Genomic DNA, 24,803 nt, shown 5'->3' on the forward strand with positions numbered 1-24,803 from the left:
CATGCAATCGCTCTGGATGTTGTTTGCCGCCTTCTCGTTTTCGTTGATGGGGGTGGGCGTCAAGCTGGCATCCAAGTTCTACACCACGGGCGAGATCGTCTTCTACCGCAGCGTGATCGGCGTGGCCATCATGTGGGCACTGATGACAGCGTCCGGCGTCTCGGTACGTACGCCGCACATGCTTACGCACATCAAGCGCAGCGTGTTCGGCGTGACCGCGCTGTTGCTATGGTTCACGTCCATCACCCTGCTGCCGCTGGCCACGGCCATGACGCTGAACTACATGTCGCCGGTGTGGATTGCGCTGATCCTGGGCGCCAGCGCAGCGCTGGCAGGCACCGCCGGTAACGCGGACCGCAAGCTGATCGTGGCCATCCTGATGTCGTTCGCCGGGGTGCTGTTCCTGCTGCAGCCCTCGGTGGGCAAAGACCAGCTGACCGGCGGCCTCGTCGGCCTGATTTCCGGGATGTTCACGGCCCTGGCCTATGTCGAGGTCAGGCAACTCGGCCAGCTCGGCGAACCCGAGCACCGCATCGTCTTCTACTTCTCGGCCGTGGGCCTGGTGGTGGGCCTGGTCTGGATGCTGTATTCGGGCCCCACTGCGCATACCTGGCACGGCGTGGGCCTGCTTGCTGCCATCGGCATCCTGGCAACGCTCGGCCAGACGGCCATGACGCGCGCCTACAAGCGCGGCAATACGCTGCTCACCGCCAACCTGCAGTACGCCGGCATCGTGTTCTCGAGCATCTGGGGCATGCTGATCTGGTCAGACCGGCTCAACTGGATCTCATGGCTGGGCATGGGGCTGATCGTGGCCAGCGGCATCGCCACCACGCTCGCCCGCGCACGCCAGGATTCCGGACACAAGGCGACGCCGGATACGCCGGTCAAATCGCCGGAAGCGGAAGTGCACCCGGAGGTGTAGCATTTTCCGGAACACGATTGCCACAGGAGTCCCATGCCGAACCCGCTGATCTCCGTCGCCGCGCTGCAAGCCCTGCTGGCCACTCCCGCGCGCGACGTTGTCGTCATCGATTGCAGCTTTGACCTGGCCGACCCGGCCGCCGGCCGCGAGGCCTACCGCCAGGGCCATCTGCCCGGCGCTTTCTACCTGCACCTCGACAATGAGCTGTCAGGCCCGAAGACTGGCCGCAACGGCCGCCATCCACTGCCCGATCCCGACGCCTTCACGGCCCGCCTGCGCGCGCTCGGCGTGAACCAGGACACTGAAGTTGTCGCCTACGACGCTCAAGGCGGCATGTACGCCGCCCGGCTGTGGTGGATGCTGCGCTGGATCGGCCATGCCGCAGCCACCGTGCTCGACGGCGGCAAGCCCGCGTGGGTCAAGGCCGGACTGCCGCTGGAACATGGCACGACGCCGGACCCCGAGACGCCGGGCAAGCTGGAGCGCGGCCAGCCGCTGGTCGCCACCGTGGACGCTGCCGCACTGCTGGAAAACCTGGACCGGCCGACACGGCTGGTCGTGGATGCCCGTGCGCCCGACCGCTTCCGCGGCGAGAACGAGACCCTTGACCCGGTGGGCGGACACATCCCCGGCGCGGTCAACCGCTTCTTCAAGGACAACCTGACGCCGGAAGGCCATTTCAAGCCGGCCCCCGAGCTGCGTGCCGAGCTTTCGGCAGTGCTGGGTCGGAATGCGGCGGCAAACGCCGTGATGCAATGCGGCTCGGGCGTCACCGCCTGCCACAACCTGCTGGCGCTGGAAGTTGCGGGCCTGGAAGGCGCCGCGCTGTACCCGGGCTCGTGGAGCGAATGGTGCGCCGACCCAGCGCGCCCGGTTGCGACAGGCGCCGCCGGCTGAGTCTGGTCCGAATCGGGTCCGACCGTTCAGTCGGAGGCCACCGCCGGCGCAGCGTGGCGGTGTCCATGGGCATGGCGCTCATGGACTCCGTTGGTGATGAAAACGATCGCCGAGATGCCGGCGGCCACTAGCACCACCTGGATGGCCGATTCGCGCCAGCGCGGCTTGCGCTGCATCTGCGGCATCAGATCGCTGACAGCAATGTAGAGGAAGCTGCTGGACGCGATCACCAGCACATAGGGGATCCAGCCGCTCATCTGGTCCAGCAGGAAGTACCCCACCAGCCCGCCCGCGATGGCGGCGACGCTCGACAGCAGGTTGAACGCAAAGGCCCGCGCCTTCGAGAACCCTGCGTTGAGCAGCACGATGAAATCCCCGACTTCCTGCGGAATTTCGTGGGCTGCGATGGCCAGCGCCGTGACGATGCCGATGCGCGGGTCGGCCAGGAAGGCCGCCGCGATCACGATGCCATCGGCAAAGTTGTGGAAGGTGTCGCCGACCAAGATAGTCAGGCCGCTGCGGCCGGCCTCTTCGCGGTCATGGCCGTGGTGATGGTGATGCCCATCGCCCTCGTGGTGGTGCGAATGGCGCAGCAGCGAGATCTTTTCCAGCAGGAAGAAGCCCAGCAGGCCGGCCAGCAGCGTGCCGAACAAGGCACGCGGATCGGCACCGGACTCGAACGCCTCCGGCAACGAGTGGAGCAAGGCCGTGGCCAGCAGCACGCCGACCGAGAAGCTGACCATGCGCTCGACCACGCGCGAGGCCATTGTCAGCGACAGCAGCGCCGCGCCGAAAATGCTGCCCACGCCGGAAATGGTGGCGGCGAGCAGGATATACAGAAGGGTCGAGTGGATGATGGGCTCCCGGGGCGGCCGTGCCGCGTCGGCGGCATGCCGGATCCGCCCGGCGCTAAGCGGACGGCAAACGCAACAATGTTGCAACTACTGGAAGGCCGCATTGTACGTATTCCGGCGCTGACTTTGCAATCCTCGCCTGCCGCGGCACCGGCGGAACCCGTCAGGCGACTCCGTGTTGCCTGAGCCAGTCCAGGCACTTCTTCCAGCCGTCCCTGGCATCCGCTTCGCGGTAGCTGGGGCGGTAGTCGGCATGGAAGGCATGACCGGAATCCGGATAGACGATCAGCCTGGATGCCTTGGCATCCGGATCGGACGACGCCGACAGTGCCGCCTTCATCTTTCCCACCTGTTCCTGGGTGATGCCGGTGTCTTTGCCCCCATACAGGCCAAGCACCGGCGCGTCGAGTTCGCCGACCAGGTCCAGCGGGTTCTTCGGCTTCAGCGGCGTCGGCTCGCCGGTGAGTTGCCCGTACCAGGCCACCGCTGCCTTCAGCCGCTCATTGTGCGCCGCGTACAGCCAGGTGATGCGCCCGCCCCAGCAAAAGCCGGTAATGGCCAGCCGCGACGGGTCGCCGCCGTTGGCGCCAGCCCAGGCGACGGCGGCATCGAGATCGCCCATGACCTGTGCGTCCGGAACCTTGGAGATGATGTTCGCCTGCAGTTCCTGGATAGTGCCGAAGCTCTGCGGGTCGCCCTGGCGCGCGAACAACTCAGGCGCGATCGCAAGATAGCCGAGCTTGGCAAAGCGGCGGCACACGTCCGCAATGTATTCGTGCACGCCGAAGATTTCGCTCACCACCAGCACCACCGGCAGGCTCTTCTTGCCCTCCGGCATGGCGCGGTAGGCCGGCATGCCAAACCCGCCGGACGGAATCGTCACCTCGCCGGCGGTCAGGCCCGCGAAATCGGTCTTGATCGCCTGCGCCATCACCGGCAGCGCGGCCGCCGCGAACGCCGAGCCCAGCGCAGTCTTGACGAAGCCGCGGCGATTGAAAGTCTGCCCGGGTACCAGGCTCTCCACTTCGGGTTTCAGCATGCGTGTCTCCAGGTCGTTGCGGGACGGCGCCCGCCGGCAGATGCCGGGGACGCCAACCGCCGATTCTAAGCAAACATGCAGGCACGTGCACCCGCCTTCACGCAGGGGCCGCTCAGTGCAGTTTCACGCGCGGGCTGGTCTTGCTGCGCAGCCAGTGCGTCACCGTATCCAGTCCCATACCCACCGCGCCGTGCAGCGCCAGCACGTGCATGCGGTAGAGCGAGGTGTACATGAAGCGCGCCATCAGTCCCTCGATAAACATCGAGCCGCCGATCAACCCGCCCATCAGGCTGCCCACCGCGCTGAAATGCCCGAGCGACACCAGCGAGCCGAAATCCTTGAACGTGAATGCCGGCAGCGGCTTGCCGACCAGCCGGGCGCGCAGCGCCTCGAACAGGAAGGTAGCCTGCTGGTGCGCGGCCTGGGCACGCGGTGGCACCGCGGTCTGCTTTTCCGGCCACGGGCAGCTTGCGCAATCGCCGAAGGCAAATATGTCCGGGTCCCCTTCGCTCTGCAGCGTCGGGCCCACCAGGATCTGGCCCTGGCGGCTGACCGGCAGGCCCAGCTTCGCCAGCACCGGCGGCGCCGTGATGCCCGCCGCCCACACGGTCAGGTCAGCATCGATGCGCTTGCCGCTGGCGGTCAGCACCGCTTCGGTCGTCACCTCGGTCACGCGCTCGCTGGTGAAGACGTCGACATCGAGCTTGCGCAGCAGTTTGGTGGTCTCGGCCGAGACCCGCTCGGACAGCGCGGGCAGGATGCGCGGGCCGGCCTCGATCACGTGGATGCGCACATCGCGGCGCGGATCGAGCTGGTGCAGCCCGTAGGCATTGAGCACATGCGCGGTGTTGCGCAGTTCAGCCGACAGCTCCACGCCGGTCGCGCCGGCGCCGATGATGGCCACGTCCACGCGCGGCCGGCCGTCTTCGCCGACACGCCCGCGCCCGTTCTGCGCACGCACGCAGGCCGCGATCAGCCGGCGGCGGAAGCGCTCGGCCTGTGCGACGGTATCGAGCGCGATCGCGTTCTCGGCCGCGCCGGGCACGCCGAAGAAATGCGTCACGCAGCCGATGGCCAGCACCAGCGTGTCGTACGGCAGCTCCCGCGCCGGCAGCAGTTCCACGCCGTCCGGGTCCAGGCACGCCGCGACCGAGATCGTCTTGCGCGCGCGGTCGATGCCGGTCAGCTCGCCCTGCTGGAACTCGAAGTGGTGCCAGCGCGCCTGCGCCGCATATTCGAGCTGATGCGTATTGGGATCCATGCTGCCCGCGGCAACTTCATGCAGCAGCGGTTTCCAGATATGCGTGGGCAAGCGGTCCACGAGCACCACCTCGGCGACACCCTTCTTGCCGAGCTTGTCGCCCAGCCGTGTCACCAGCTCCAGTCCGCCTGCTCCGCCCCCGACAACGATGATGCGATGCGCCCTGCCGTCTGCTCCTGTGGTCATGGTCTACCCGATGCTTTTATTGCTGAGAAACGCTTGCCAAATGGCATTTGCCCCCAGTTTGCTGCATCGCAACACCGCAGGCAAGACGGCAATTACCGATTCAGCGGTCGCTTCATTGAATACGTCAGGTGTCGTATTTCCAAGGCCTCAAAGGCATGCAAAGGAATACGGCCGGGTACTCCCCGGCCGTATTCTTATTGCGTGCTCAACGCGGCTTCAGTGGGCTTCTTCCCAGTTCGCACCGCTGCCGACTTCTGCAACCAGTGGCACCCGCAACTGCGCCACCGAACACATCAGCTCGGGCAATCCGGCCTTGACCGCCTCCAGTTCACCCTGCGGCACTTCGAGCACCAGTTCATCGTGCACCTGCATGATCTGGCGCGTCTGCAACCGGTCGCGTTCCAGCCAGCCCTGTACCGCGATCATCGACAGCTTGATCAGGTCCGCAGCCGTGCCCTGCATGGGCGCGTTGATGGCCGCGCGTTCAGCCGCCTGGCGGCGCGGGCCGCTGCCGCCGTTGATGTCCGGCAGCCACAGGCGCCGGCCGAACACGGTTTCGACATAGCCCTGTTTGCGTGCTGTCTGCCGCGTCTCTTCCATGTAGTGCGCCACGCCCGGGTAGCGCATGAAATAGCGGTCGATATAGTGCTTGGCGGCCTCGCGCTCGATGCCCAGGTTGCTGGCCAGCCCGAACGCGCTCATGCCGTAGATCAGGCCGAAGTTGATCACCTTGGCATAGCGGCGCTGCTCGCTGCTGACGGCCTCGCGCTCCACGCCGAAAATCTCGGAAGCGGTGGCGCGGTGGATGTCCTCGCCATTGGCAAACGCGCGCAGCAGGTTCTCGTCGCCCGATATGTGGGCCATGATGCGCAGCTCGATCTGCGAATAGTCGGCCGACACGATCACGCTGCCCGGCGGCGCGATGAACGCTTCGCGAATGCGCCGGCCTTCCTCCGTGCGCACGGGGATGTTCTGCAGGTTCGGGTCCGTTGACGCCAGCCGGCCCGTCACCGCCGTGGCCTGCCCGTAGCTGGTGTGCACGCGGCCGGTGTTCGGGTTGACCATCTTCGGCAGCTTGTCCGTGTACGTGGACTTGAGCTTGGACAGGCCGCGGTAGTCCAGCAGCAGCTTGGGCAGCGGGTAGTCCTCGGCCAGCTTCTGCAGCACCTCTTCGTCGGTCGACGGCGCGCCGCTCGCGGTCTTCTTGACCACCGGCAGCTTCATCTGGTTGAACAGGATCTCGCCGATCTGCTTGGGCGAGCCCAGGTTGAACGGCTGCCCCGCAGCGGCGTACGCGGCCTGCTCCAGCGCAAGCATGCGCTGGCCCAGTTCGGCGCTCTGTGCGGCCAGCCGCCCGGCATCGATCAGCACGCCGTTGCGTTCGATCTTCTGCAGCACCACCGACACCGGGATCTCGATTTCCTCATACACGCGGCGCAGGCCCGGCGCGGCCTGCACCTGCGGGAACATCTTGCGATGCAGGCGCAGCGTCACGTCGGCATCCTCGGCCGCATATTCGGTTGCACGCGCCAGGTCGATCTGGTCGAAGCCGATCTGGCTCGCGCCCTTGCCGCAGACTTCCTCGTACGTGATGGTCTTCAGGCTCAGCAGGCGCTCCGCCAGGCTGTCCATGCCGTGGTTGCGGTGCGAGGCCAGCACGTAGCTCTCCAGCATGGTGTCCTGCGCGATGCCGCGCATGGTCACGCCATGGTTGGCAAACACATGCATGTCGTACTTGATGTTCTGGCCGAGCTTGGGCTTGCTCTCGTCTTCCAGCCATGCACGCATGCGCGCCAGCACTGCCTCGCGCGACAGCTGGCCGTGGTTGTCCATGCCAGCCACATCCGGGCCGCGGTGTCCCACCGGGATATAGCAGGCCTCGCCCGGCTCCACGGACAACGAGATGCCGACCAGCTGCGCCTGCATCGGATCGAGCGACGTGGTCTCGGTATCGATCGCCGTCAGCGGCGCGCTTTCGATGCGCTGCATCCACGCTTCGAGTGCGGCCTCGGTCGTCACCATCTCGTAGCGGATTGCGGTCGGCGCCGTATCGTCCTGCGCGGGCGCGGCATCAGCGTCCGACGCGGACGGCGTAGCTGCCGGTGCGTCGAACAGCCCGCCCTGCGCGGGCACTGCCGCGGCGCGCGCGCGTGCCTGCGCGCGCGGGTCGGGCAAGCTTTCGCCGCTCAGTTCGCGCAGCCAGGTCTTGAAGCCATAGCGCGTGAAGAAGGCCACCAGCTTTTCCTTGTCCTCGCCAACCTCCTTGAGCGAATGAAAATCCGCCACCGCGGCGCTCAGGTCGCAATCGGTCTTGACGGTGACCAGCTCGCGCGCCTTGGGCAGCCAGTCCAGCGTATTGCGCAGGTTCTCGCCGACCACGCCCTTGATGCCGGCGGCGTTCGCCATGATGGCGTCGAGCGTGCCATGTTCGGCCAGCCATTTCACGGCGGTCTTGGGGCCCACCTTGGGCACGCCGGGAACGTTGTCGACCGCGTCGCCGATCAGCGACAGGTAGTCGACAATGCGCTCGGGCGGCACGCCGAACTTGGTGTTCACGCCGGCCGGGTCGAGCACTTCGCCGCTCATGGTGTTGACCAGCGTAACGTCGTCATTGACCAGCTGCGCCAGGTCCTTGTCGCCGGTGGAGACCACCGTGCGCACGCCCTGCCCGCTGGCCTGCCGGGCCAGCGTGCCGATCACGTCGTCGGCTTCCACACCGTCGACCACGACAATCGGCCAGCCCAGCGCGCGCACCGCTTCGTGGATCGGCTCGATCTGCCGGGCCAGGTCCTCCGGCATCGACGGGCGGTGCTCCTTGTAGGCCGGATACAGTTCGTCGCGGAACGTCTTGCCCTTGGCGTCGAACACGCAGGCGCTATACTCTGCCGGGTAATCGTTGCGCAGCTTGCGCAGCATGTTGATCATGCCGTAGATTGCCCCTGTGGGCAGACCCTCACCATTCCTCAGGTCCGGCAGCGCGTGATAAGCGCGATACAAATAGCTCGATCCATCGACGAGCAAGAGTGTTTTTGGACTATCCGACATTCCCATGGACTCTAAATTGACTGGTGCTGCAGCAGGCGGTGCCTCGACCGCCCCCCTTGCCGACCCGGATGTTTCCGATATCTCCGGCGATACCGTACAACCCCCGCCGGAAGCTGCTGCTGAACACGCGGCTGCCGTCGCCCGTGCGGCCGATGCCGCCGCCGCTGGCAACCCCGCGCAAGCGCCGGCCGATGGCGCGGCGGGTTCGCGCGCGAACCCGCGCAAGATGATTCCCAGCCTGCGTGCGCTGGCCGACGAAGACCGCGCAACCGCGAAGAAGGCGCGCGCCTCGTGGCAAATGTTCACGATTATGGCAGAGTTCATCGAGGCCACCGAGTACCTGTCGGAGATCCGCCCGGCGGTCTCGATCTACGGCAGCGCTCGCCTGCGCGAAGATTCCCCCTATTACCAGCGCACAATCGAAATCGCGCGGCTATTCTCGGATGCCGGCTTTGCGGTGATCTCGGGCGGCGGCCCCGGCATCATGGAAGCGGCCAACAAGGGGGCGCACGCCGGCAAGTCGGCCAGCGTCGGCCTCAATATCGAGCTGCCGCACGAACAGCAGGGCAACCCGTACCAGGACATTGCCATGCGGTTCCGCCATTTCTTTACGCGCAAGGTCACGTTCGTCAAGAACTCCGATGCCTTCATCGTCATGCCGGGCGGCTTCGGCACGCTCGATGAACTCGCCGAAGTGCTGACGCTGGTGCAGACCGGCAAGTCGCGTTCGGTGCCCGTGGTGATGTTCGGCAGCCGCTTCTGGAAGGGCCTGCTCGACTGGTTCCGCTTCACGCTGCTGCCCATGGGCCTGATCGCCGAGCACGACCTCGACCTGATGAAGATCGTCGACGAGCCGCATGAAGTGCTGGAAGCCGTCTACGAGTACTACGAGCGCCGCGGCGGCGACAAGCCGATCCCGCCGAAGGAAGAAATGTTCTATCTGTAATACAAGACTGGGTTCAAGGGAGACCGGCGTCACGCGCTGGAGAGCCCTTTTGCCGCGGCGTTGCCGGGGTGCCCCACAGGCCACGGCAGCGGCCCGTTCGCGGCAGGAATTGCTAGAATGGAAAGTATCCGCTTGCCAAGCCCGGCGCCGCCGGGTAGCAGCCAACGCCGCATTCCGCCGCGCAGCAGCCGCATCGACTGCTGTGCCGCACAGGAGCCCCAGATGACCTCCCCCTCACTCCGGTTCGCCGTGCCTGCTGGCGCAGTGCCAGCAACCGCCCGCACGCCGCGCCTGGCCCTGGCCGCCGCCGTGCTGGCGCTGGCCCTGCCCGGCCTGGCGCTGGCGCAACCCGCCGAGGAAAGCAACGCCCTCACCCAGCAGGAACTGAACCGGATCAACAACCAGCCGATCGCCCCGGCCGCCAAGTCGCAGATCAACCAGCCGCGCCAGCCGAGCTTCCAGCTCAACGAGCGCGACGGCACGCAGGTGCGCGAATACCGCGACAAGGGCCGGGCCACCGATATCCAGGTAAAGTCCGGGTTCGGCACCAAGTACCAGATGAGCAAGCCGGAAGACAGCTCGCCCAAGATCCGCGAGCATGACGTCAACCGCGTGCCTTCGGTCAACCTGCAGTTCTGATTCCGACTACCCACGGCCCCGGGCACGCCCGGGCCGCGCCGGTCCTCCGGCAGTATTGCCGCGGCGGCGGCCACCTTTGTGCCGCCGCTTTCCGTTTCGCATCACACAACGAGTATGGCCGTATTCACCACGGTCTCGCACGACGAGATCGCCCGCTGGCTGCTTGACTACGACCTTGGCGAAGTCCGCGAATTGCGCGGCATCGCCTCCGGCATCGAGAACAGCAATTTCTTTCTGACCATGGAGCAGGATGGCCGCACGCGCGAGTACGTGCTGACCATCTTCGAGCGGCTCACGTTCGCGCAGCTGCCCTACTACCTGCACCTGATGGCACACCTTGCCGCGCGCGGCATCACCGTGCCCGCGCCGATCCCGGCGCGCGACGGCGAGATCCTGCGTGCGCTCAAGGGCAAGCCTGCCACCATCGTCACGCGCCTGCCGGGCGCTTCGCAACTGGCGCCGGATGCCGAGCACTGCGCGCAGGTCGGCGACATGCTGGCGCGCATGCACGTGGCCGGCCAGGACTATCCGCGCAGCCAGCCCAACCTGCGCAGCCTGCCGTGGTGGCAGCAGACCGAAGCGGAGATCGTGCCCTTCCTCGACGCGCAGCAGCGCACGCTGCTGCAGCAGGAGATCGCGCACCAGGCGGCCTTCTTCGGCAGCGCGGACTACGCGGCTCTGCAGGGTGGCCCGTGCCACTGCGACCTGTTCCGCGACAACGCGCTGTTCGAAGAAGACGGCAAGGGCCACCACCGCCTGGGCGGCTTCTTCGATTTCTACTTCGCCGGCAACGACAAGTGGCTGTTCGACCTGGCCGTAACCGTCAACGACTGGTGCATCGACCTGGCCAGCGGCGAGCTCGACAACGCTCGTGCTCAGGCCTTGGTGCGGGCATATCATGCGGTCAGGCCGCTCACCGTCACCGAAACCGCGCATTGGCGCGACATGCTGCGTGCGGGCGCCCTGCGCTTCTGGGTGTCGCGCCTGTGGGATTTCTACCTGCCGCGCGAAGCCGACATGCTCCAGCCGCATGATCCGACCCATTTCGAACGCATCCTGCGCCGGCGCCTTGCCATGACAGCGGACGCCGCCGCGCTTGCCTGGATCTGATTGGTATGCAACTACTGGAAGTTCCCGCCAAGGAAGGCTACGTCTGGTTCCGCCAGGGCATCTGGCTGTTCCGCAAGAATCCGCTCGCGTTCCTGATGCTGCTGTTCATCTACCTGATCGCGGCGCAGCTGGCCATCGTGGTGCCGCTGATCGGCATCATCGCGCTGCTGGTGGTCACGCCCGGCCTGTCGGTCGGCGTCATGACGGCCTGCCGCGAAGTCATCCAGAACAAGCGCGTCCTGCCGACCGTGCTGTTAGCCGGATTCCGTACCAACGGCAAGGAAGCCACGCGCAACCTGCTGGTGCTGGGCGGCATCTATGCGGCACTGGTATTCCTGCTGAGCCTGATCGCGGGCGCGCTGGTGGACATGAGCGCGCTGCTGCCGATCCTGCTGAAGGAAGAGACGCTGACGGCCGAGGCCGTGCGCCAGCTCTACTACGCGCTGCTGATCGGCGCGCTGCTCTACACGCCCATCGCGATGATGTTCTGGTTCGCGCCGCTGCTGGCGGCGTGGCACGGCGTGCCGCCCGTCAAGGCAATGTTCTTCAGCTGGACCGCATGCTGGCGCAACCGCGGGGCCTTCTTCACCTACGTGTTGCTGTTCGCCGTGCTGCTGGTGGCGATCCCGTTCTTCCTGGAAACGATCTTCAGCGCGTTCGGCGCAGAGACCGTGCTGTCGTTCCTGGTCACGCCGTATTCGCTGCTGATGCTGGCCATCCTGTACTGCTCGTTCTACGCGACCTACCGCGGCTGCTTCAACGTCGTTCCCGCGGAACAGGGCACACCGACCTGAGCGGCAGACACAAAGGCGGAATATCGGATTGTTAGTTCCCCTCTCTCGCTTGCAGGAGAGGGCAGCAAACAATCGCTCAGCCCCCTTTCATTCCCCGAACGTCCTCCCCATCTCCTCCGCTGCCGCCCTCAAATCCGGCACGAACTCATACAACCGATCCATCGACATCCGCGCCAGCGGCGCCTGCACCGCAATCGCGGCACAGGCGCGATTGCGGTTGAGCATCACCGGCACCGCGACTGCGATCATGCCCTGAAGGTTTTCCTGGTTGTTGACACCCAGACGGCGGCGGCGCGTCTCGGCGAGTTCCGAGCGCAGTATCTCGACATCGGTAATGGTATTCGCCGACTGCGCCCGCAGCGGCAGACTTGCAATCACCCGTTCCCGCTGCGCACACGGCAGGAACGCGAGCAGCAATTTGCCGCTGGCCGAGCAATGCAGCGGCACCCGCGACCCCGGCTGCAGGTGCATCCGCAGCGGCCACTGCGTTTCCACACGGTCCAGATAGACAACATCGTCGCCGGACAGCATGGTCAGGTTGCAGGTCTCGCCAACCTTGTCGACGAGCTGCTGCAGGATCGCGTGGCGCGCCGCCGCCGGCCCCGCCTGCATCAGCACATTGACCGCGAACTGGCGCACGCGTGACGAGCACTCGTAGTACCGGCTGCCCGCCGTGCGCGACACCAGCCAGGTGCTTTCGAGCTGCTTGAGGAGGCGGTGCACGGTCTGCTTGGGCAGCCCGATCTCCTGCACGATGGCCGCGAGCGAAAGCGGCCCTTCTGCCATGGACAGGATCTCGAGGATGCGGAAGGCGCGCACCGCGGCGGCGTTCGAGTGATTGCTCATGGATTCAATTTATAGGATTCCGGGACGCCCAGACGTCCCGAAAACTGCGTTCTGCGTTTCACCCCGTTTCCACGCTCGCGAAAGCGCACAAATTGGGACGAGCTGCCCCGCCGGCTTCACTAGATTCGATCCGGGGCCAGCGCCATCCATCGCGTAGCGAGCCACGCGACAAGCCGCGGACCCCACTGTCCAAACCGCGGAGTCGATCCATGAGTGTGCAAATACTGCGTCACCGGCAGTCCAACAATCCCGATTTGCCCCAAGCGGCAGCGTTCGAGCCCGACCAGACGGCGCAGACCGTTGCCGTGATCGTGGCGCGGGCCAGGCAGGCACAGCGCGAGTTCGCGCGGGCCGACCAGGCCACCATCGACACGGCCGTGGCCGCGGCCGCGTGGGCCATCATGGAGCCCGCGCGCAACCGGCAGCTCGCGGAATGCGCCGTGGCCGACACCGGGCTCGGCAATGTCGAGGACAAGATCCGCAAGAACCACCGCAAGACGCTCGGGCTGCTGCGCGACCTGCACGGCCGCAAGACGGTAGGTGTGATCTCTCAGGATGCAGAAACGGGCATCACCGAGATCGCGCGCCCAGTGGGCGTGGTGGCGGCCATCACACCGTCCACCAACCCGGCGGCCACGCCGGCCAACAAGATCCTCAACGCGCTCAAGTGCGGCAACAGTGTGATCGTCGCGCCATCGCCGAAGGGCCAGGGCACGTGCGAGCTGCTGCTGTCGTTCATCCACGCCGAATTTGCTCGGGCGGGCCTGTCGGCGGACCTTGTGCAAATGCTGCCTGCGCCGGTCTCGAAGACGGCTACGGCGGAGCTGATGCGGCAAGCCGATCTGGTGGTCGCCACGGGCTCTCAGGCCAATGTGCGCATGGCCTACACCTGCGGCACACCCGCATTCGGCGTCGGCGCCGGCAACGTGGCCTCGATCATCGACACCAGCGCCGCACCGGATGATGCCGCCGCGAAGATCGTGCGCTCCAAGACCTTCGACAACGCCACGAGCTGCTCGTCGGAAAACAGCCTGGTCGTGCTCGACGCGGCCTACAAACCCATGCTCAAGGCGCTGGCCGCGGTTGGTGGCGTGCTGCTCACTTCGACGGAAAAAGCGCGGCTGCAGGCGCTGATGTGGCAGGACGGCAAGCTCGCCGGCAAGGCCACGGGGCAGAGCGCACGACGCATTGCCGAGCTTGCCGGACTCGAACGCGTGCGCGACCAGCAGCCGACCATGCTGCTGGTCGAGGAAGCCGGCGTGGGCAGCGAATTCCCGTTCTCGGGCGAAAAACTCTCGCCCGTGCTGACGCTGTACCGCGCCGCCGACTTTGCTGCGGCAGTCGATTGCGTCGCGCGCCTCTATGACTACATGGGCGCCGGGCATTCGGTCAGCCTGCACACGGCCAACCCGCGCCAGGCACTGCAGCTCGGGCTGGAACTACCGGTGGCGCGCGTGATCGTCAACCAAGCGCACTGCTTCGCCACGGGCGGAAATTTCGACAATGGCCTGCCGTTCTCGCTGTCGATGGGCTGCGGCACCTGGGGCGGCAACAACTTCTCGGACAACCTTGGCTGGCGCCAGTACCTGAACATCACGCGCATTGCGGTGCCCATCGCCGAGCGCGTGCCCGACGAAGCCGACCTGCTCGGCGACTACTTTGCGAGGGTCGGCAAATGAACGCGCGCGCGGAACCCCAAGCCTTCGAGAGCCTGGCCACGCTGATGGCAACGCGAGCGGTGCAATGGCCCGACAAACCCTACCTGCTGGCGCCCGACAGCGGCCACGCGCTCACGTTCGGCTCACTCGCCGCCGACGCTGACGCGCTCAGCCAACACTATGCGGCGGCCGGCCTGGAAAACGGTCAGACGGTGTCGGTCTACCTGCCCAACGGCGAACAGACGGCGCGCCTGCTGCTCGGCTCCATGGCGTGCGGGCTGGTCATCAACCCGATCAACCTGCTATGCCAGCCGGCGCAGTTGCGCTACATCCTGTCGCATTCGGACACGCGGCTGATCTTCACCTGGCCCGGTGGCGAAGCCGCGATCCGCGAGGCGTTGCGCGCAGCCGGCCTCGACGTGCCGGTGGTGGTCACCACGCCCGATGCCGCGAGCCTGCCGGCATTGCCCAAGGTGCGGCCGGATGCAAGCGCGCTACCGCCCGCCGATCCCCATGCGCCGGCACTGCTGATGTACACGTCGGGTACCACAGGTACGCCCAAGGGCGTCCTGCTCACGCACCACAATCTCGCCACGAACGGCGCCAACGTCAGCCGCGAGCATGACCTCGGCCCGGCCGACCGCGTGCTGGCGACGCTGCCGCTTTATCACATCAACGGCCTCGTCGTGACCGCGATCGCGCCACTGGTCCACGGCGGATCGGTCGTGATGCCGATGCGCTTTTCCGCAAGCTCGTTCTGGAAGGACATCACGCGCCACGGCTGCACCTGGCTCAACGTGGTACCGACCATCATCGCCTACCTGCTGAACGACCCGGACGGCAAGGCCCCCGAAGGCGTGCGCTTCTGCCGCTCGGCATCGGCCGCGCTGCCGCCCGAGCACCACCGCGCGTTCGAGGAGCGGTTCGGCATCGGCGTGATCGAGACCATGGGCATGACCGAGACCGCCGCGCCCGCGTTCAGCAATCCGCTGGATCCGCAGCACCGGCGCATCGGCAGCATCGGCCGCCCTTCGGGAACGCGCGCGCGCGTACTCGGACGCGACGGCAAGCCTCTGCGCGACGGGCAGATCGGCGAAATCGTGCTGCAGGGCGAGAACGTGATGGCCGGCTACTACAAGGCGCCCGACGTCACGCGCGACGCCTTCACGCACGACGGCTGGCTGCGCACGGGCGATCTCGGCTACCGCGATGCCGATGGCTACTTCTACATCACGGGCCGCGCCAAGGAACTGATCATCAAGGGTGGCGAGAACATCGCCCCGCGCGAGATCGACGAGGCGCTGCTGCGCCACCCCTCGGTGCTCGAAGCGGCCGCAGTCGGCGTGCCGGACCCCGCCTACGGGCAGGAGATCGTCGCGTTCGTCGTCATGCGCGACGCCACGCCCTGCGATGACGCCGCACTGCGCGCGCACTGCCTGCGCGAGCTGGGCCGCTACAAGACGCCGAAGGAATTCCGCTTCATCGCGGAGTTGCCGCGCGGCCCGTCCGGCAAGGTGCAGCGGCTCAAGCTGCTCGACCCCGCCTGAACGCCTGAATCCCTGATTCCCCGGGACATCCGCGTTGCGGCGTCCTGGTCCGCAACCCTCGCCAAGGAGACCATCGACCGACATCGCACCGGAACAGGAGACAAGACTCAACCGGTAACCCGACAGACAGCAGATTGCTCAAGGACGGGGCAGCACGGCACACGCCGCGCCCTGGCCAACCGAGTGCATGGCTATGGACCGATGCGCCGGACGGCCGCCCCGTTAACGCCACGCGCGCCAGCCGCGCAAAGGAGGTGGTATGAAGCAACGCATCAAGACCCGGCATATGATCCTCGGCGTCATGTGCCTGATGTATTTCATCGCCTATATCGACCGCGTCAACATCTCGGTCGCCGCCCCGCTGATCCGCGAAGAAATGGGACTGACGTCTTCGCAACTCGGCCTGGTGTTCTCGGCCTTTGCCTATCCTTATGCCGCCATGCAGATCCTCGGCGGCTGGCTCTCCGACAAGTTCGGGCCCAAGAAGGTGCTGATCGTGCTGTCGCTGATCTGGGGCGTGGCCACCGTGATGACCGGCTTCGCGGGCAGCGTGCTGATGCTGGTGGTGCTGCGCTTCGTGCTGGGCATCGGCGAAGGCGGCGCGTTCCCGACGGCGACGCGCGCCTTCACGTACTGGATGCCGGTGGCCGAGCGTGGCTTCGCGCAGGGCATTACGCACAGCTTCGCCCGGCTGGGCGGTGCGATCACGCCGCCGATCGTGCTCGCCATCGTGGCGACCTCCGGCTGGCGCGAGGCGTTCATCGTGCTGGGCGCAATCAGCCTCGGCTGGACGCTGCTCTACGCCGGCGTGTTCAAGGACTCGCCCGACGAGCACAAGCGCGTGACGCCTCAGGAGCTGCAGGAAATCGGCTACCGGCGCGGCGAATGCCAGCGCTCGGCCAAGGCCGCCACGCCGTGGCGACGCCTGTTCCGGCGCATGTGGCTGGTGACGTTCGTGGACTTCTGCTACGGCTGGTCGCTGTGGGTCTACCTGACCTGGCTGCCGTCGTACCTGAAGGAGGCACGCGGCTTCGACCTGAAGCAGCTCGCCCTGTTCACCGCACTACCGCTGATGGCGGGCGTGGTCGGCGACACCCTCGGCGGCGTACTGTCGGACCGCATCTACAAGCGCACCGGCAACCTGCGCCTGGCGCGCGGCGCGATCCTGTTCGTGGGGCTGGCCGGCTCGCTGATGTTCATCGTGCCGATGACGTACACGGCCGATGCCGTCAACGCGGTGATCCTGCTGTCGCTGTCGTTCTTCTTCCTGGAGCTGACCAACGCCGTGCTGTGGAGCCTGCCGCTCGACATCGCCGGCAAGTACGCCGGCACCGCGGGCGGCATGATGAACACGGGCTTCGGCCTGGCTGGCATGATCTCGCCGGTGGCGTTCGGCTACCTGATCGAGACCACCGGCAGCTACAACGTGCCGTTCATGATCTCGGCGGCGCTGCTCGGCGTGGGCGCGGTGGCCGCGCTGTTCATCAACCCGCTGAAGACCGTCGACACGCCCGAGGAAAAGGCCGCCGAAGTCCGGCCGGCCTTCCCCTGATCCGGCCTGCGAAGCCGGGTCCGATCAGTTGATCGGGTCCAGCTTCGCCACCGAGAGCGCGAGCCACTTGGCGCCGTGGCGCTTGAAGTCGATCTGGGCGCGGGCATCCGCGCCATCGCCTTCGAGCGCCTTGATCACGCCTTCGCCGAACTTGTTGTGGAATACCTGCTGGCCGACGCGGAAGCCCGTACCGGCCTCGCGCTTGGCATCGGCATAGCCGTTGCCGGTGTCCATGCCGCCGGTCGGCTTGTTGCCGGAATACGGCACGTCCTCGGGCTTGCGGAACCAGTCTCGGCCCCATGCGCTGTCGCGTTCCTGGCGACGGACGCCGCCATAGCTCTGCTGCTGCGGCGTCAGCCACTTCAGCGCGCCCTCGGGCAGTTCCTCGAAGAAGCGCGAGCGCAGGTGGTAGCGCATCTGGCCGTGCAGCACGCGGCTCTGCGCGAACGACAGGTACAGCCGCTCGCGCGCTCGCGTGATCGCCACGTACATCAGCCGGCGCTCTTCCTCAAGGCCGTCCTGCTCCATCGCGCTGTTCTCGTGCGGGAACAGTCCCTCTTCCAGCCCGGTGATGAACACCACGTTGAACTCCAGGCCCTTGGCGGCGTGCACGGTCATCATCTGCACCGCGTCCTGGCCCGCCTGCGCCTGGTTGTCGCCAGCCTCCAGCGAGGCGTGCGTGAGGAAAGCCACCAGCGGGGTCATCACCACCGGCAAGGCCTCCGGGTCCAGCACCTGCTGGGCCTGGTCGCCCTCTGCGAGCTGCGGCACGGCCTGCGCCGCGCGCGATTCGAAGCCGACCGGGATCACCGAGGCCAGCGCCTCGAGCCCGTAGCCCTCTTCCGTGACAAAAGCCTGCGCCGCGGTCACCAGTTCCTGCAAGTTCTCGATGCGGTCCTGGCCTTCCTTCTCGCCGCTGTAATGCGTGATCAGGCCGCTGGTATTGGTCACGTACTCGACCACCTCGGCCAGCGTCATGCGGCGCGACTCCGCGCGCATCTGCTCAATCAGGCGGACGAACGCCGCCAGCTTGCTGCCCGCTGCGCCGGCCACATAGGCCACGGCCTCGGCCAGCGAGCAGTTGTACTGGCGCGCGGCATCCTGGAGCTGCTCCAGCGAGCGCGCGCCGATGCCGCGCGCCGGGAAGTTCACCACGCGGCCGAAGGCCGCATCGTTGCGCGGGTTCTCCAGCAGTTGCAGGTAGGCCAGCGCGTGCTTGATTTCGGCGCGCTCGAAGAAGCGCAGGCCGCCATACACGCGGTAGGCAATGCCGGCGGAGAACAGCGCGTGCTCGATCACGCGCGACTGCGCGTTGCTGCGATACAGGATGGCAATCTCCGAGCGGCTCATGCCCTGCGCTATCTGGTCGCGGATCTCCTCGACCAGCCACGATGCCTCCTGCCCGTCGGAGCCGGCCTGGAACACGCGCACCGGCTCGCCGTGGCCGGCATCGGTGCGCAGGTTCTTGCCCAGGCGGCGCGCGTTGTGTGAGATCAGCAGGTTGGCCGAATCGAGGATATGGCCGTGCGAGCGGTAGTTCTGCTCGAGCTTGATCAGCTTGCGCACGCGGAACTCGTGCTCGAAGTCGCGCATATTGCCGACGTTCGCGCCACGGAATGCGTAAATGCTCTGGTCGTCGTCGCCGACCGCGAACACCGCCGCCGGGTTCTGCGTGCCATGACCGGCCAGCAGCTTGAGCCACTGGTACTGCAGCACGTTGGTGTCCTGGAACTCGTCCACCAGCACATGGCGGAAGCGGTGCTGGTAATGCTGGCGGATGGCGTCGTTGTAGCGCAGCAACTCATAGCAGCGCAGCAGGAGTTCGGCGAAGTCCACCACGCCCTCGCGCTGGCACTGCTCGTCGTAGGCGGCGTACAGGTCGACGAAACGGCGGTTGAAGTCGTCGTTGGCCTCCACGTCGGCTGGACGCAGGCCCTGCTCCTTCGCGTTGTTGATGAAGTACTGCAGGTTCTTGGCCGGGTACTTCTCGTCGTCGACATTGAGCGCTTTCAGCAGGCGCTTGATGGCCGAGAGCTGGTCCTGGCTGTCGAGGATGGCAAACGTCTGCGGCAGGCCCGCATCGCGAAAATGGGCGCGCAGCATGCGGTTGCACAGGCCGTGGAAGGTGCCGATCCACATGCCACGTGTGTTGATCGGCAGCATCGACGACAGGCGCGTCTGCATCTCCTTGGCAGCCTTGTTGGTGAAGGTCACCGCCAGGATGCCCGCCGGTGACACTCGTCCGTTCTGGATCAGCCACGCAATGCGCGTGGTCAGCACGCGCGTCTTGCCGCTGCCCGCGCCGGCCAGGATCAGGGCCGGCTCGTCAGGCAGCGTGACGGCGGCGAGTTGTTCGGCGTTCAGGTTGGCGAGCAGGTCGGACATTGATGGGTTCGATTTGTCGGGTGCTTGGCGGGCGCCTGCTGTTTCGCCGGCGTAGCCGGCGAGTCACTTTTTGTCCGAGCGACAAAAAGTAACCAAAAAGCGCGTTTGCTTGCCCTAGCGGGCGAATATTGATCGTAGTGTGCTGAGGGTGTTGTACGGGTATGAGCTTCAGAGTGTTTCCGGCTGCCTGCCGCGTGGTGCGCGACCGCGGAAGGAATACAGCGCTGATTGAACGAGCCCCGAAACTGTCCGTGGCCCCTGCTGCCAGCGATATCGTGTAATCGCCTTCGGCTGCGCTACGCGCAGAGTCGTAGTCTGAGTACAGGCCGTAGCCCGAACCGCGCCCCAGCGACGATGCCCCGCGCGCATGACCATGCGCGAATTTGACGAGCCCCCGAAGGCCAGCAACGTTGATGCCCCTCGCCAACCGACCAGGACGTGCGCGCAGCGCAGCCGAAGGCGTCCCACCACTGACCTTGTTGGAACGCTGTACCCGAGTCCAACTTGGGGATCGTTCAAAAGCCGTTGGGCGCCAGGCACTATCACTGACTCACTGGGCGTTAGCAGGCTGGAACAATAGTCGAGCATCGCGAGACCAAAGCCTCTCGAACACAAGAAGCGCACCGTTGATGGCCAGCCGCCAGGCGACGCGTTTTTTGGTTACTTTTTGTCGCTCGGACAAAAAGTGACTCGTCGGCTACGCCGGCGAAACAGCAGCGCCCGCCAGGCACAACACCCCATCAAACCAAAACCAAACCCCAAATTATACCGACCCGCCACCCCGCGAAGCGAACGATTTCCTCCCCGCCTCCCGACGTTCCGTATAATTTGAGGTTTTACTGGCCCAACGCACCCACGGCCGCGCCAGGCGCAGGCCGAAGCACTCCGCCTGCGACAGCCCCGACGCCAAAACATCGACATCCCAGCATGACCGCCCAAGACCAATCCCTTGCCAAGAGCTTCGAACCCGCCGCCATCGAGGCGAAATGGGGCCCAGAGTGGGAGAAGCGCGGCATCGCCAAGCCGACATTCGACCCGGCCAGGCCCGATTTCGCTATCCAGCTGCCGCCGCCCAATGTGACCGGCACGCTGCACATGGGCCATGCCTTCAACCAGACCATCATGGATGGCCTGACCCGCCATGCGCGCATGGCGGGCGCGAACACGCTGTGGGTGCCGGGCACGGACCACGCGGGCATTGCCACGCAGATCGTGGTGGAGCGCCAGCTCGAAGCCCAGCGCGTGTCGCGCCACGACCTCGGCCGCGAGAAGTTCACCGAGAAGGTCTGGGCCTGGAAGGAAGAGTCGGGCTCGACCATCACGCGCCAGGTGCGCCGCATGGGCGCGTCGATCGACTGGAGCCGCGAGTACTTCACGATGTCGCCCGACATGTCGAAGGCGGTCACCGAGGTGTTCGTGCGCCTGCATGAGCAGGGCCTGATCTACCGCGGCAAGCGCCTGGTGAACTGGGACCCGGTGCTGGGCACAGCCGTGTCGGACCTGGAAGTCGAAAGCGTCGAGGAAGAAGGTTCGCTGTGGCACATCCGCTACCCGCTGGTGGAAGCGGACACCAAGACAGGCCTCACGCACCTGACCGTGGCCACCACGCGCCCGGAAACCATGCTCGGCGATGTCGCCGTAATGGTCCACCCGGAAGACGAACGCTATGCGCACCTGATCGGCAAGTCGGTGCACCTGCCGCTGACCGGCCGCCAGATCCCCGTGATCGCCGACGAATACGTCGACCGCGAATTCGGCACGGGCGTGGTCAAGGTAACGCCGGGCCATGACTTCAACGACTACGCCGTCGGCCAGCGCCACAACCTGCCGCAGCTGTCGATCCTGACGCTCGACGCGAAGATCGTCGCCGATGCCCCCGCCGCCTACGCCGGCCTGGACCGTTTCGAGGCCCGCAAGCAGATCGTGATGGACCTGGACGCCCAAGGCCTGCTGGCCGAGGTCAAGAAGCACAAGCTGATGACGCCGCGCAGCGAGCGCACCGGCAGCGCGATCGAGCCGATGCTGACCGACCAGTGGTTCGTCGCCATGAGCAAGCCGGCGCCGGAAGGCACCTTCTACCCCGGCCGCTCGATCGCCGAGGTCGCGCTCGAAGCCGTGCAGAGCGGCGAGATCAAGCTGGTGCCCGAGAACTGGATCAGCACCTACAACCAGTGGCTGGCCAACATCCAGGACTGGTGCATCTCGCGCCAGCTCTGGTGGGGCCACCAGATCCCGGCCTGGTACGACGATGCCGGCAACTGCTTCGTCGCCCGCACAGAGGAAGAAGCCCTGGCCAAGGCGAAGGCCGCCGGCAGCACCGGCGCGCTGCGCCGCGAAGAAGACGTGCTCGACACGTGGTTCTCGTCGGCGCTGGTGCCCTTCTCCTCGCTGGGCTGGCCGGAGGAAACGCCCGAGCTCAAGCACTTCCTGCCGTCGTCGGTGCTGGTCACCGGCTACGACATCATCTTCTTCTGGGTGGCGCGCATGGTCATGATGACCAAGCACTTCACCGGCAAGGTGCCTTTCCATACTGTCTACGTGCACGGCCTGGTGCGCGATTCGGAAGGCAAGAAGATGAGCAAGTCCGAGGGCAACACGCTGGACCCGGTGGACCTGATCGACGGCATCGACCTCGACACGCTGCTGAAGAAGCGCACCACCGGCCTGCGCCGCCCGAAGGACGCGCCCAAGATCGAGAAGAAGACGAAGAAGGAATTCCCCGAGGGCATTCCCGCCTTCGGCGCCGACGCGCTGCGCTTCACGTTCGCCTCGCTGGCGACGCTCGGCCGCAACATCAACTTCGACACCGGCCGCTGCGAGGGCTACCGCAATTTCTGCAACAAGCTGTGGAATGCGACGCGCTTCGTGCTGATGAACACCGAGGGCCATGACTGCGGCATGGGCCCGTGCAACCACGATTGCGGCCCGGACGGCTACCTGCACTTCTCGCAGGCCGACCGCTGGATCGTCTCGCTGCTGCAGCGCGCGGAAGCCGACGTCGAGAAGGGCTTTGCCGAGTACCGCTTCGACAACATCGCCAACGCAATCTACAAGTTCGTCTGGGACGAGTACTGCGACTGGTACCTGGAGCTGGCCAAGGTGCAGATCCAGACCGGCACCGAGGCCCAGCAGCGCGCCACGCGCCGCACGCTGCTGCGCGTGCTGGAAACGGTATTGCGCCTGGCGCACCCGATCATTCCGTTCATCACCGAAGAGCTCTGGCAGAAGGTTGCGCCGCTGGCTGGACGCGCCAAGGGCGACGGCAGCGAAAGCCTCGCGCAGCAGGCGTACCCGCTCCCGGCCATGGCCAAGATCGATGAGGCCGCCGAGCAATGGGTGGCGCAGCTCAAGGCCATGGTGGATGCCTGCCGCAACCTGCGCGGCGAAATGAACATCTCGCCGGCGCAGCGCATCCCGCTCTATGCGCATGGCGACAACGCCTTCCTGCGTGAGGCCAGCGCGCATATCCAGGCGCTGGCGAAGCTGTCCGAGGTGCGCGTCTTCGAAGACGACGCCACCTTGCAGACCGAAGGCGCCGGCGCGCCGGTGGCCATCGTCGGCGGCAACCACCTGCTGCTCAAGATCGAGATCGACGTGGCCGCGGAACGTGCGCGCCTGTCGAAGGAAATCGAGCGCATCGGCGGTGAGATCGGCAAGTGCCGTGGCAAGCTGTCGAACGAGAGCTTTGTCGCCAAGGCGCCGCCCGCCGTGGTGGCGCAGGAGACCCAACGCCTGTCCGATTTCGAGCAGACGCTGGCCAAGCTGCAGGACCAACTGCAGCGCCTGCCGGCCTGAACTACCGTGGGTATATCGGTTTCCGCCCGGCTGGCGTCGGACGGAACCTGACAGACGGCCCCCACAGTATCCGGCAGGGTTACAAATCGAATCCGAAGGAATAGCAGACATGGAAAATCGCGTTACCAAGGCCGTCTTCCCGGTCGCGGGCCTGGGCACCCGCTTTCTGCCGGCCACCAAGGCCAGCCCCAAGGAAATGCTGCCAGTGGTCGACAAGCCGCTGATCCAGTACGCGGTGGAAGAAGCCATGGCCGCCGGCATTACCGAGATGATCTTCGTCACTGGCCGTTCCAAGCGCGCCATCGAGGATCATTTCGACAAGGCCTTCGAACTGGAAGTGGAGCTGGAGGCCAAGAACAAGCAGGCGCTGCTCGATGTGGTGCGTTCGATCAAGCCAGCCAACGTGGAGTGCTACTACGTGCGCCAGCCGGAAGCACTGGGCCTGGGCCATGCCGTGCTGTGCGCCGCCAAGCTGGTCGGCGAGAGCCCGTTCGCGGTGATGCTGGCCGACGACCTGATCGACGGCACCCCGCCGGTGATGAAGCAGATGGTGGATATCTACAACCACTACAACTGCTCGGTGCTCGGCGTGGAAGAAATCTCGCCGGAACAGACCAGGTCCTATGGCGTGGTGGACGGGCGCGAATGGGAAGAGGGCGTGATCAAGATGTCGGGCATCGTCGAAAAGCCTGCGCCGGAGGATGCCCCCTCCAACCTGGGTGTGGTCGGCCGCTACATCCTGACGCCGCGCATCTTCAGTCACCTGCGCGAACTCAAGCCCGGCGCCGGCGGCGAGTTCCAGCTCACCGACGCGATCCAGTCGCTGCTCGGCCAGGAGCAGGTTCTGGCCTACCGCTACCAGGGCACGCGCTATGACTGCGGCAGCAAGCTCGGGTACCTGAAGGCAACGGTCGAATATGCGCTGAAGCACCCCGAAGTCGGCGCAGGCTTCCGCGAGTACCTGGAACAGCGCGGCACCTACCTGGCCGACGGTACGTTGGCCTGACCAGAAGGTCTCCTGCAGAACCATGAGAAAAGCCGCCATCGGGCGGCTTTTCTGCTCTCTGGACGCCTGGCTGAGGCGATCAGCGCCGGCGCATGTAGAACACGAACACCTTGTCGATTTCCTGGTGCGACAGCAGCTCGTTGCCGGTCTGCTTGGCAAAGGCCTGGAAATCGCGCGTAGCGCCCGGGTCGGTGGCCAGCACCTTGAGCACTTCGCCGCTGACCATGTCAGCCAGCGCCTTCTTGGTACGCAGGATCGGCAGCGGGCAGTTCAGGCCGCGCGCATCCACTTCTTTCTGGAACTCCATTCCTCTCTTCC

General features: G+C 66.0%; 18 protein-coding genes. 11 read left to right on the forward strand and 7 right to left on the reverse strand.

From position 1 onward, the window contains the following. The first annotated feature begins 1 nt into the window (after position 1). Together LDO29_RS14230 and LDO29_RS14235 are read left to right on the forward strand one after the other, a co-directional pair. Positions 2-925 (forward strand): DMT family transporter, encoded by a 924-nt coding sequence (locus LDO29_RS14230; RefSeq protein ID WP_224080434.1) that lies wholly within the window; start codon positions 2-4, stop codon positions 923-925. Between the two features lie 33 nt (positions 926-958). After that, on the forward strand, positions 959-1,822 hold the full coding sequence (locus LDO29_RS14235) for a sulfurtransferase (protein ID WP_224080435.1): 864 nt from the start codon (positions 959-961) through the stop codon (positions 1,820-1,822). Positions 1,823-1,848: 26 nt separating this feature from the next. Here LDO29_RS14235 and LDO29_RS14240 read toward each other — a convergent pair whose 3' ends face one another. From LDO29_RS14240 to polA, 4 genes are all read right to left on the reverse strand, one after another. After that, the gene (locus LDO29_RS14240; protein ID WP_224080621.1) at positions 1,849-2,661 is read right to left on the reverse strand and encodes a ZIP family metal transporter; all 813 of its coding nucleotides are present in this window, start codon (positions 2,659-2,661) and stop codon (positions 1,849-1,851) included. 178 nt (positions 2,662-2,839) lie between these two features. Then, on the reverse strand, positions 2,840-3,715 hold the full coding sequence (locus LDO29_RS14245; protein WP_224080436.1) for a dienelactone hydrolase family protein: 876 nt from the start codon (positions 3,713-3,715) through the stop codon (positions 2,840-2,842). Positions 3,716-3,827: 112 nt separating this feature from the next. After that, the gene (locus tag LDO29_RS14250) at positions 3,828-5,162 is read right to left on the reverse strand and encodes an NAD(P)/FAD-dependent oxidoreductase (protein ID WP_224080437.1); all 1,335 of its coding nucleotides are present in this window, start codon (positions 5,160-5,162) and stop codon (positions 3,828-3,830) included. Positions 5,163-5,378: 216 nt separating this feature from the next. Continuing rightward, positions 5,379-8,207, reverse strand: a complete 2,829-nt coding sequence (gene polA / locus LDO29_RS14255; RefSeq protein WP_224080438.1) for a DNA polymerase I — start codon at positions 8,205-8,207, stop codon at positions 5,379-5,381. Between the two features lie 4 nt (positions 8,208-8,211). Between polA and LDO29_RS14260 the strand changes: the two genes are divergently transcribed. The 4 genes from LDO29_RS14260 to LDO29_RS14275 all read left to right on the forward strand — a co-directional run bounded on the left by LDO29_RS14260 (position 8,212) and on the right by LDO29_RS14275 (position 11,696). Further along, positions 8,212-9,153 carry an LOG family protein gene (locus tag LDO29_RS14260; protein WP_224080439.1) on the forward strand — a complete coding sequence of 314 codons (942 nt, stop codon included), beginning with the start codon at positions 8,212-8,214 and terminating at the stop codon, positions 9,151-9,153. Between the two features lie 222 nt (positions 9,154-9,375). Further along, complete coding sequence (locus LDO29_RS14265; RefSeq protein WP_224080440.1) at positions 9,376-9,792, forward strand: hypothetical protein; 417 nt, start codon at positions 9,376-9,378, stop codon at positions 9,790-9,792. Positions 9,793-9,906: 114 nt separating this feature from the next. Beyond that, positions 9,907-10,902 (forward strand): homoserine kinase, encoded by a 996-nt coding sequence (locus tag LDO29_RS14270; protein ID WP_224080441.1) that lies wholly within the window; start codon positions 9,907-9,909, stop codon positions 10,900-10,902. A gap of 5 nt (positions 10,903-10,907) precedes the next feature. Then, the gene (locus tag LDO29_RS14275) at positions 10,908-11,696 is read left to right on the forward strand and encodes a BPSS1780 family membrane protein (RefSeq protein ID WP_224080442.1); all 789 of its coding nucleotides are present in this window, start codon (positions 10,908-10,910) and stop codon (positions 11,694-11,696) included. Between the two features lie 87 nt (positions 11,697-11,783). On the opposite strand, the gene LDO29_RS14280 is transcribed toward LDO29_RS14275, so the two are convergent. Continuing rightward, complete coding sequence (locus tag LDO29_RS14280; protein WP_224080443.1) at positions 11,784-12,542, reverse strand: IclR family transcriptional regulator; 759 nt, start codon at positions 12,540-12,542, stop codon at positions 11,784-11,786. 209 nt (positions 12,543-12,751) lie between these two features. Here LDO29_RS14280 and sauS point away from each other — a divergent pair, with 209 nt between their 5' ends. The 3 genes from sauS to LDO29_RS14295 all read left to right on the forward strand — a co-directional run bounded on the left by sauS (position 12,752) and on the right by LDO29_RS14295 (position 17,299). Next, positions 12,752-14,221 (forward strand): acylating sulfoacetaldehyde dehydrogenase, encoded by a 1,470-nt coding sequence (sauS, locus tag LDO29_RS14285; protein ID WP_224080444.1) that lies wholly within the window; start codon positions 12,752-12,754, stop codon positions 14,219-14,221. Further along, the gene (locus LDO29_RS14290; protein WP_224080445.1) at positions 14,218-15,747 is read left to right on the forward strand and encodes an acyl--CoA ligase; all 1,530 of its coding nucleotides are present in this window, start codon (positions 14,218-14,220) and stop codon (positions 15,745-15,747) included. The genes sauS and LDO29_RS14290 overlap by 4 nt, the downstream gene beginning before the upstream one ends. A 259-nt stretch (positions 15,748-16,006) precedes the next feature. After that, positions 16,007-17,299: an MFS transporter gene (locus LDO29_RS14295; protein ID WP_224080446.1), complete on the forward strand. Its 1,293-nt coding sequence runs from the start codon at positions 16,007-16,009 to the stop codon at positions 17,297-17,299. 24 nt (positions 17,300-17,323) lie between these two features. On the opposite strand, the gene LDO29_RS14300 is transcribed toward LDO29_RS14295, so the two are convergent. Next, positions 17,324-19,684 (reverse strand): UvrD-helicase domain-containing protein, encoded by a 2,361-nt coding sequence (locus LDO29_RS14300; protein WP_224080447.1) that lies wholly within the window; start codon positions 19,682-19,684, stop codon positions 17,324-17,326. Positions 19,685-20,611: 927 nt separating this feature from the next. Between LDO29_RS14300 and LDO29_RS14305 the strand changes: the two genes are divergently transcribed. Together LDO29_RS14305 and galU are read left to right on the forward strand one after the other, a co-directional pair. Next, positions 20,612-23,479: a valine--tRNA ligase gene (locus LDO29_RS14305; protein WP_224080448.1), complete on the forward strand. Its 2,868-nt coding sequence runs from the start codon at positions 20,612-20,614 to the stop codon at positions 23,477-23,479. A 109-nt stretch (positions 23,480-23,588) separates the two neighbouring features. Next, positions 23,589-24,485, forward strand: coding sequence for a UTP--glucose-1-phosphate uridylyltransferase GalU (galU, locus tag LDO29_RS14310; RefSeq protein WP_224080449.1), 897 nt, complete (start codon positions 23,589-23,591; stop codon positions 24,483-24,485). 79 nt (positions 24,486-24,564) lie between these two features. On the opposite strand, the gene LDO29_RS14315 is transcribed toward galU, so the two are convergent. Then, positions 24,565-24,792, reverse strand: coding sequence for a sulfurtransferase TusA family protein (locus tag LDO29_RS14315; RefSeq protein ID WP_224080450.1), 228 nt, complete (start codon positions 24,790-24,792; stop codon positions 24,565-24,567). Between the last annotated feature and the right edge of the window lie 11 nt (positions 24,793-24,803).

Origin of the sequence: Cupriavidus laharis (assembly GCF_914271435.1) — a bacterium.
Lineage (GTDB): Bacteria > Pseudomonadota > Gammaproteobacteria > Burkholderiales > Burkholderiaceae > Cupriavidus > Cupriavidus laharis.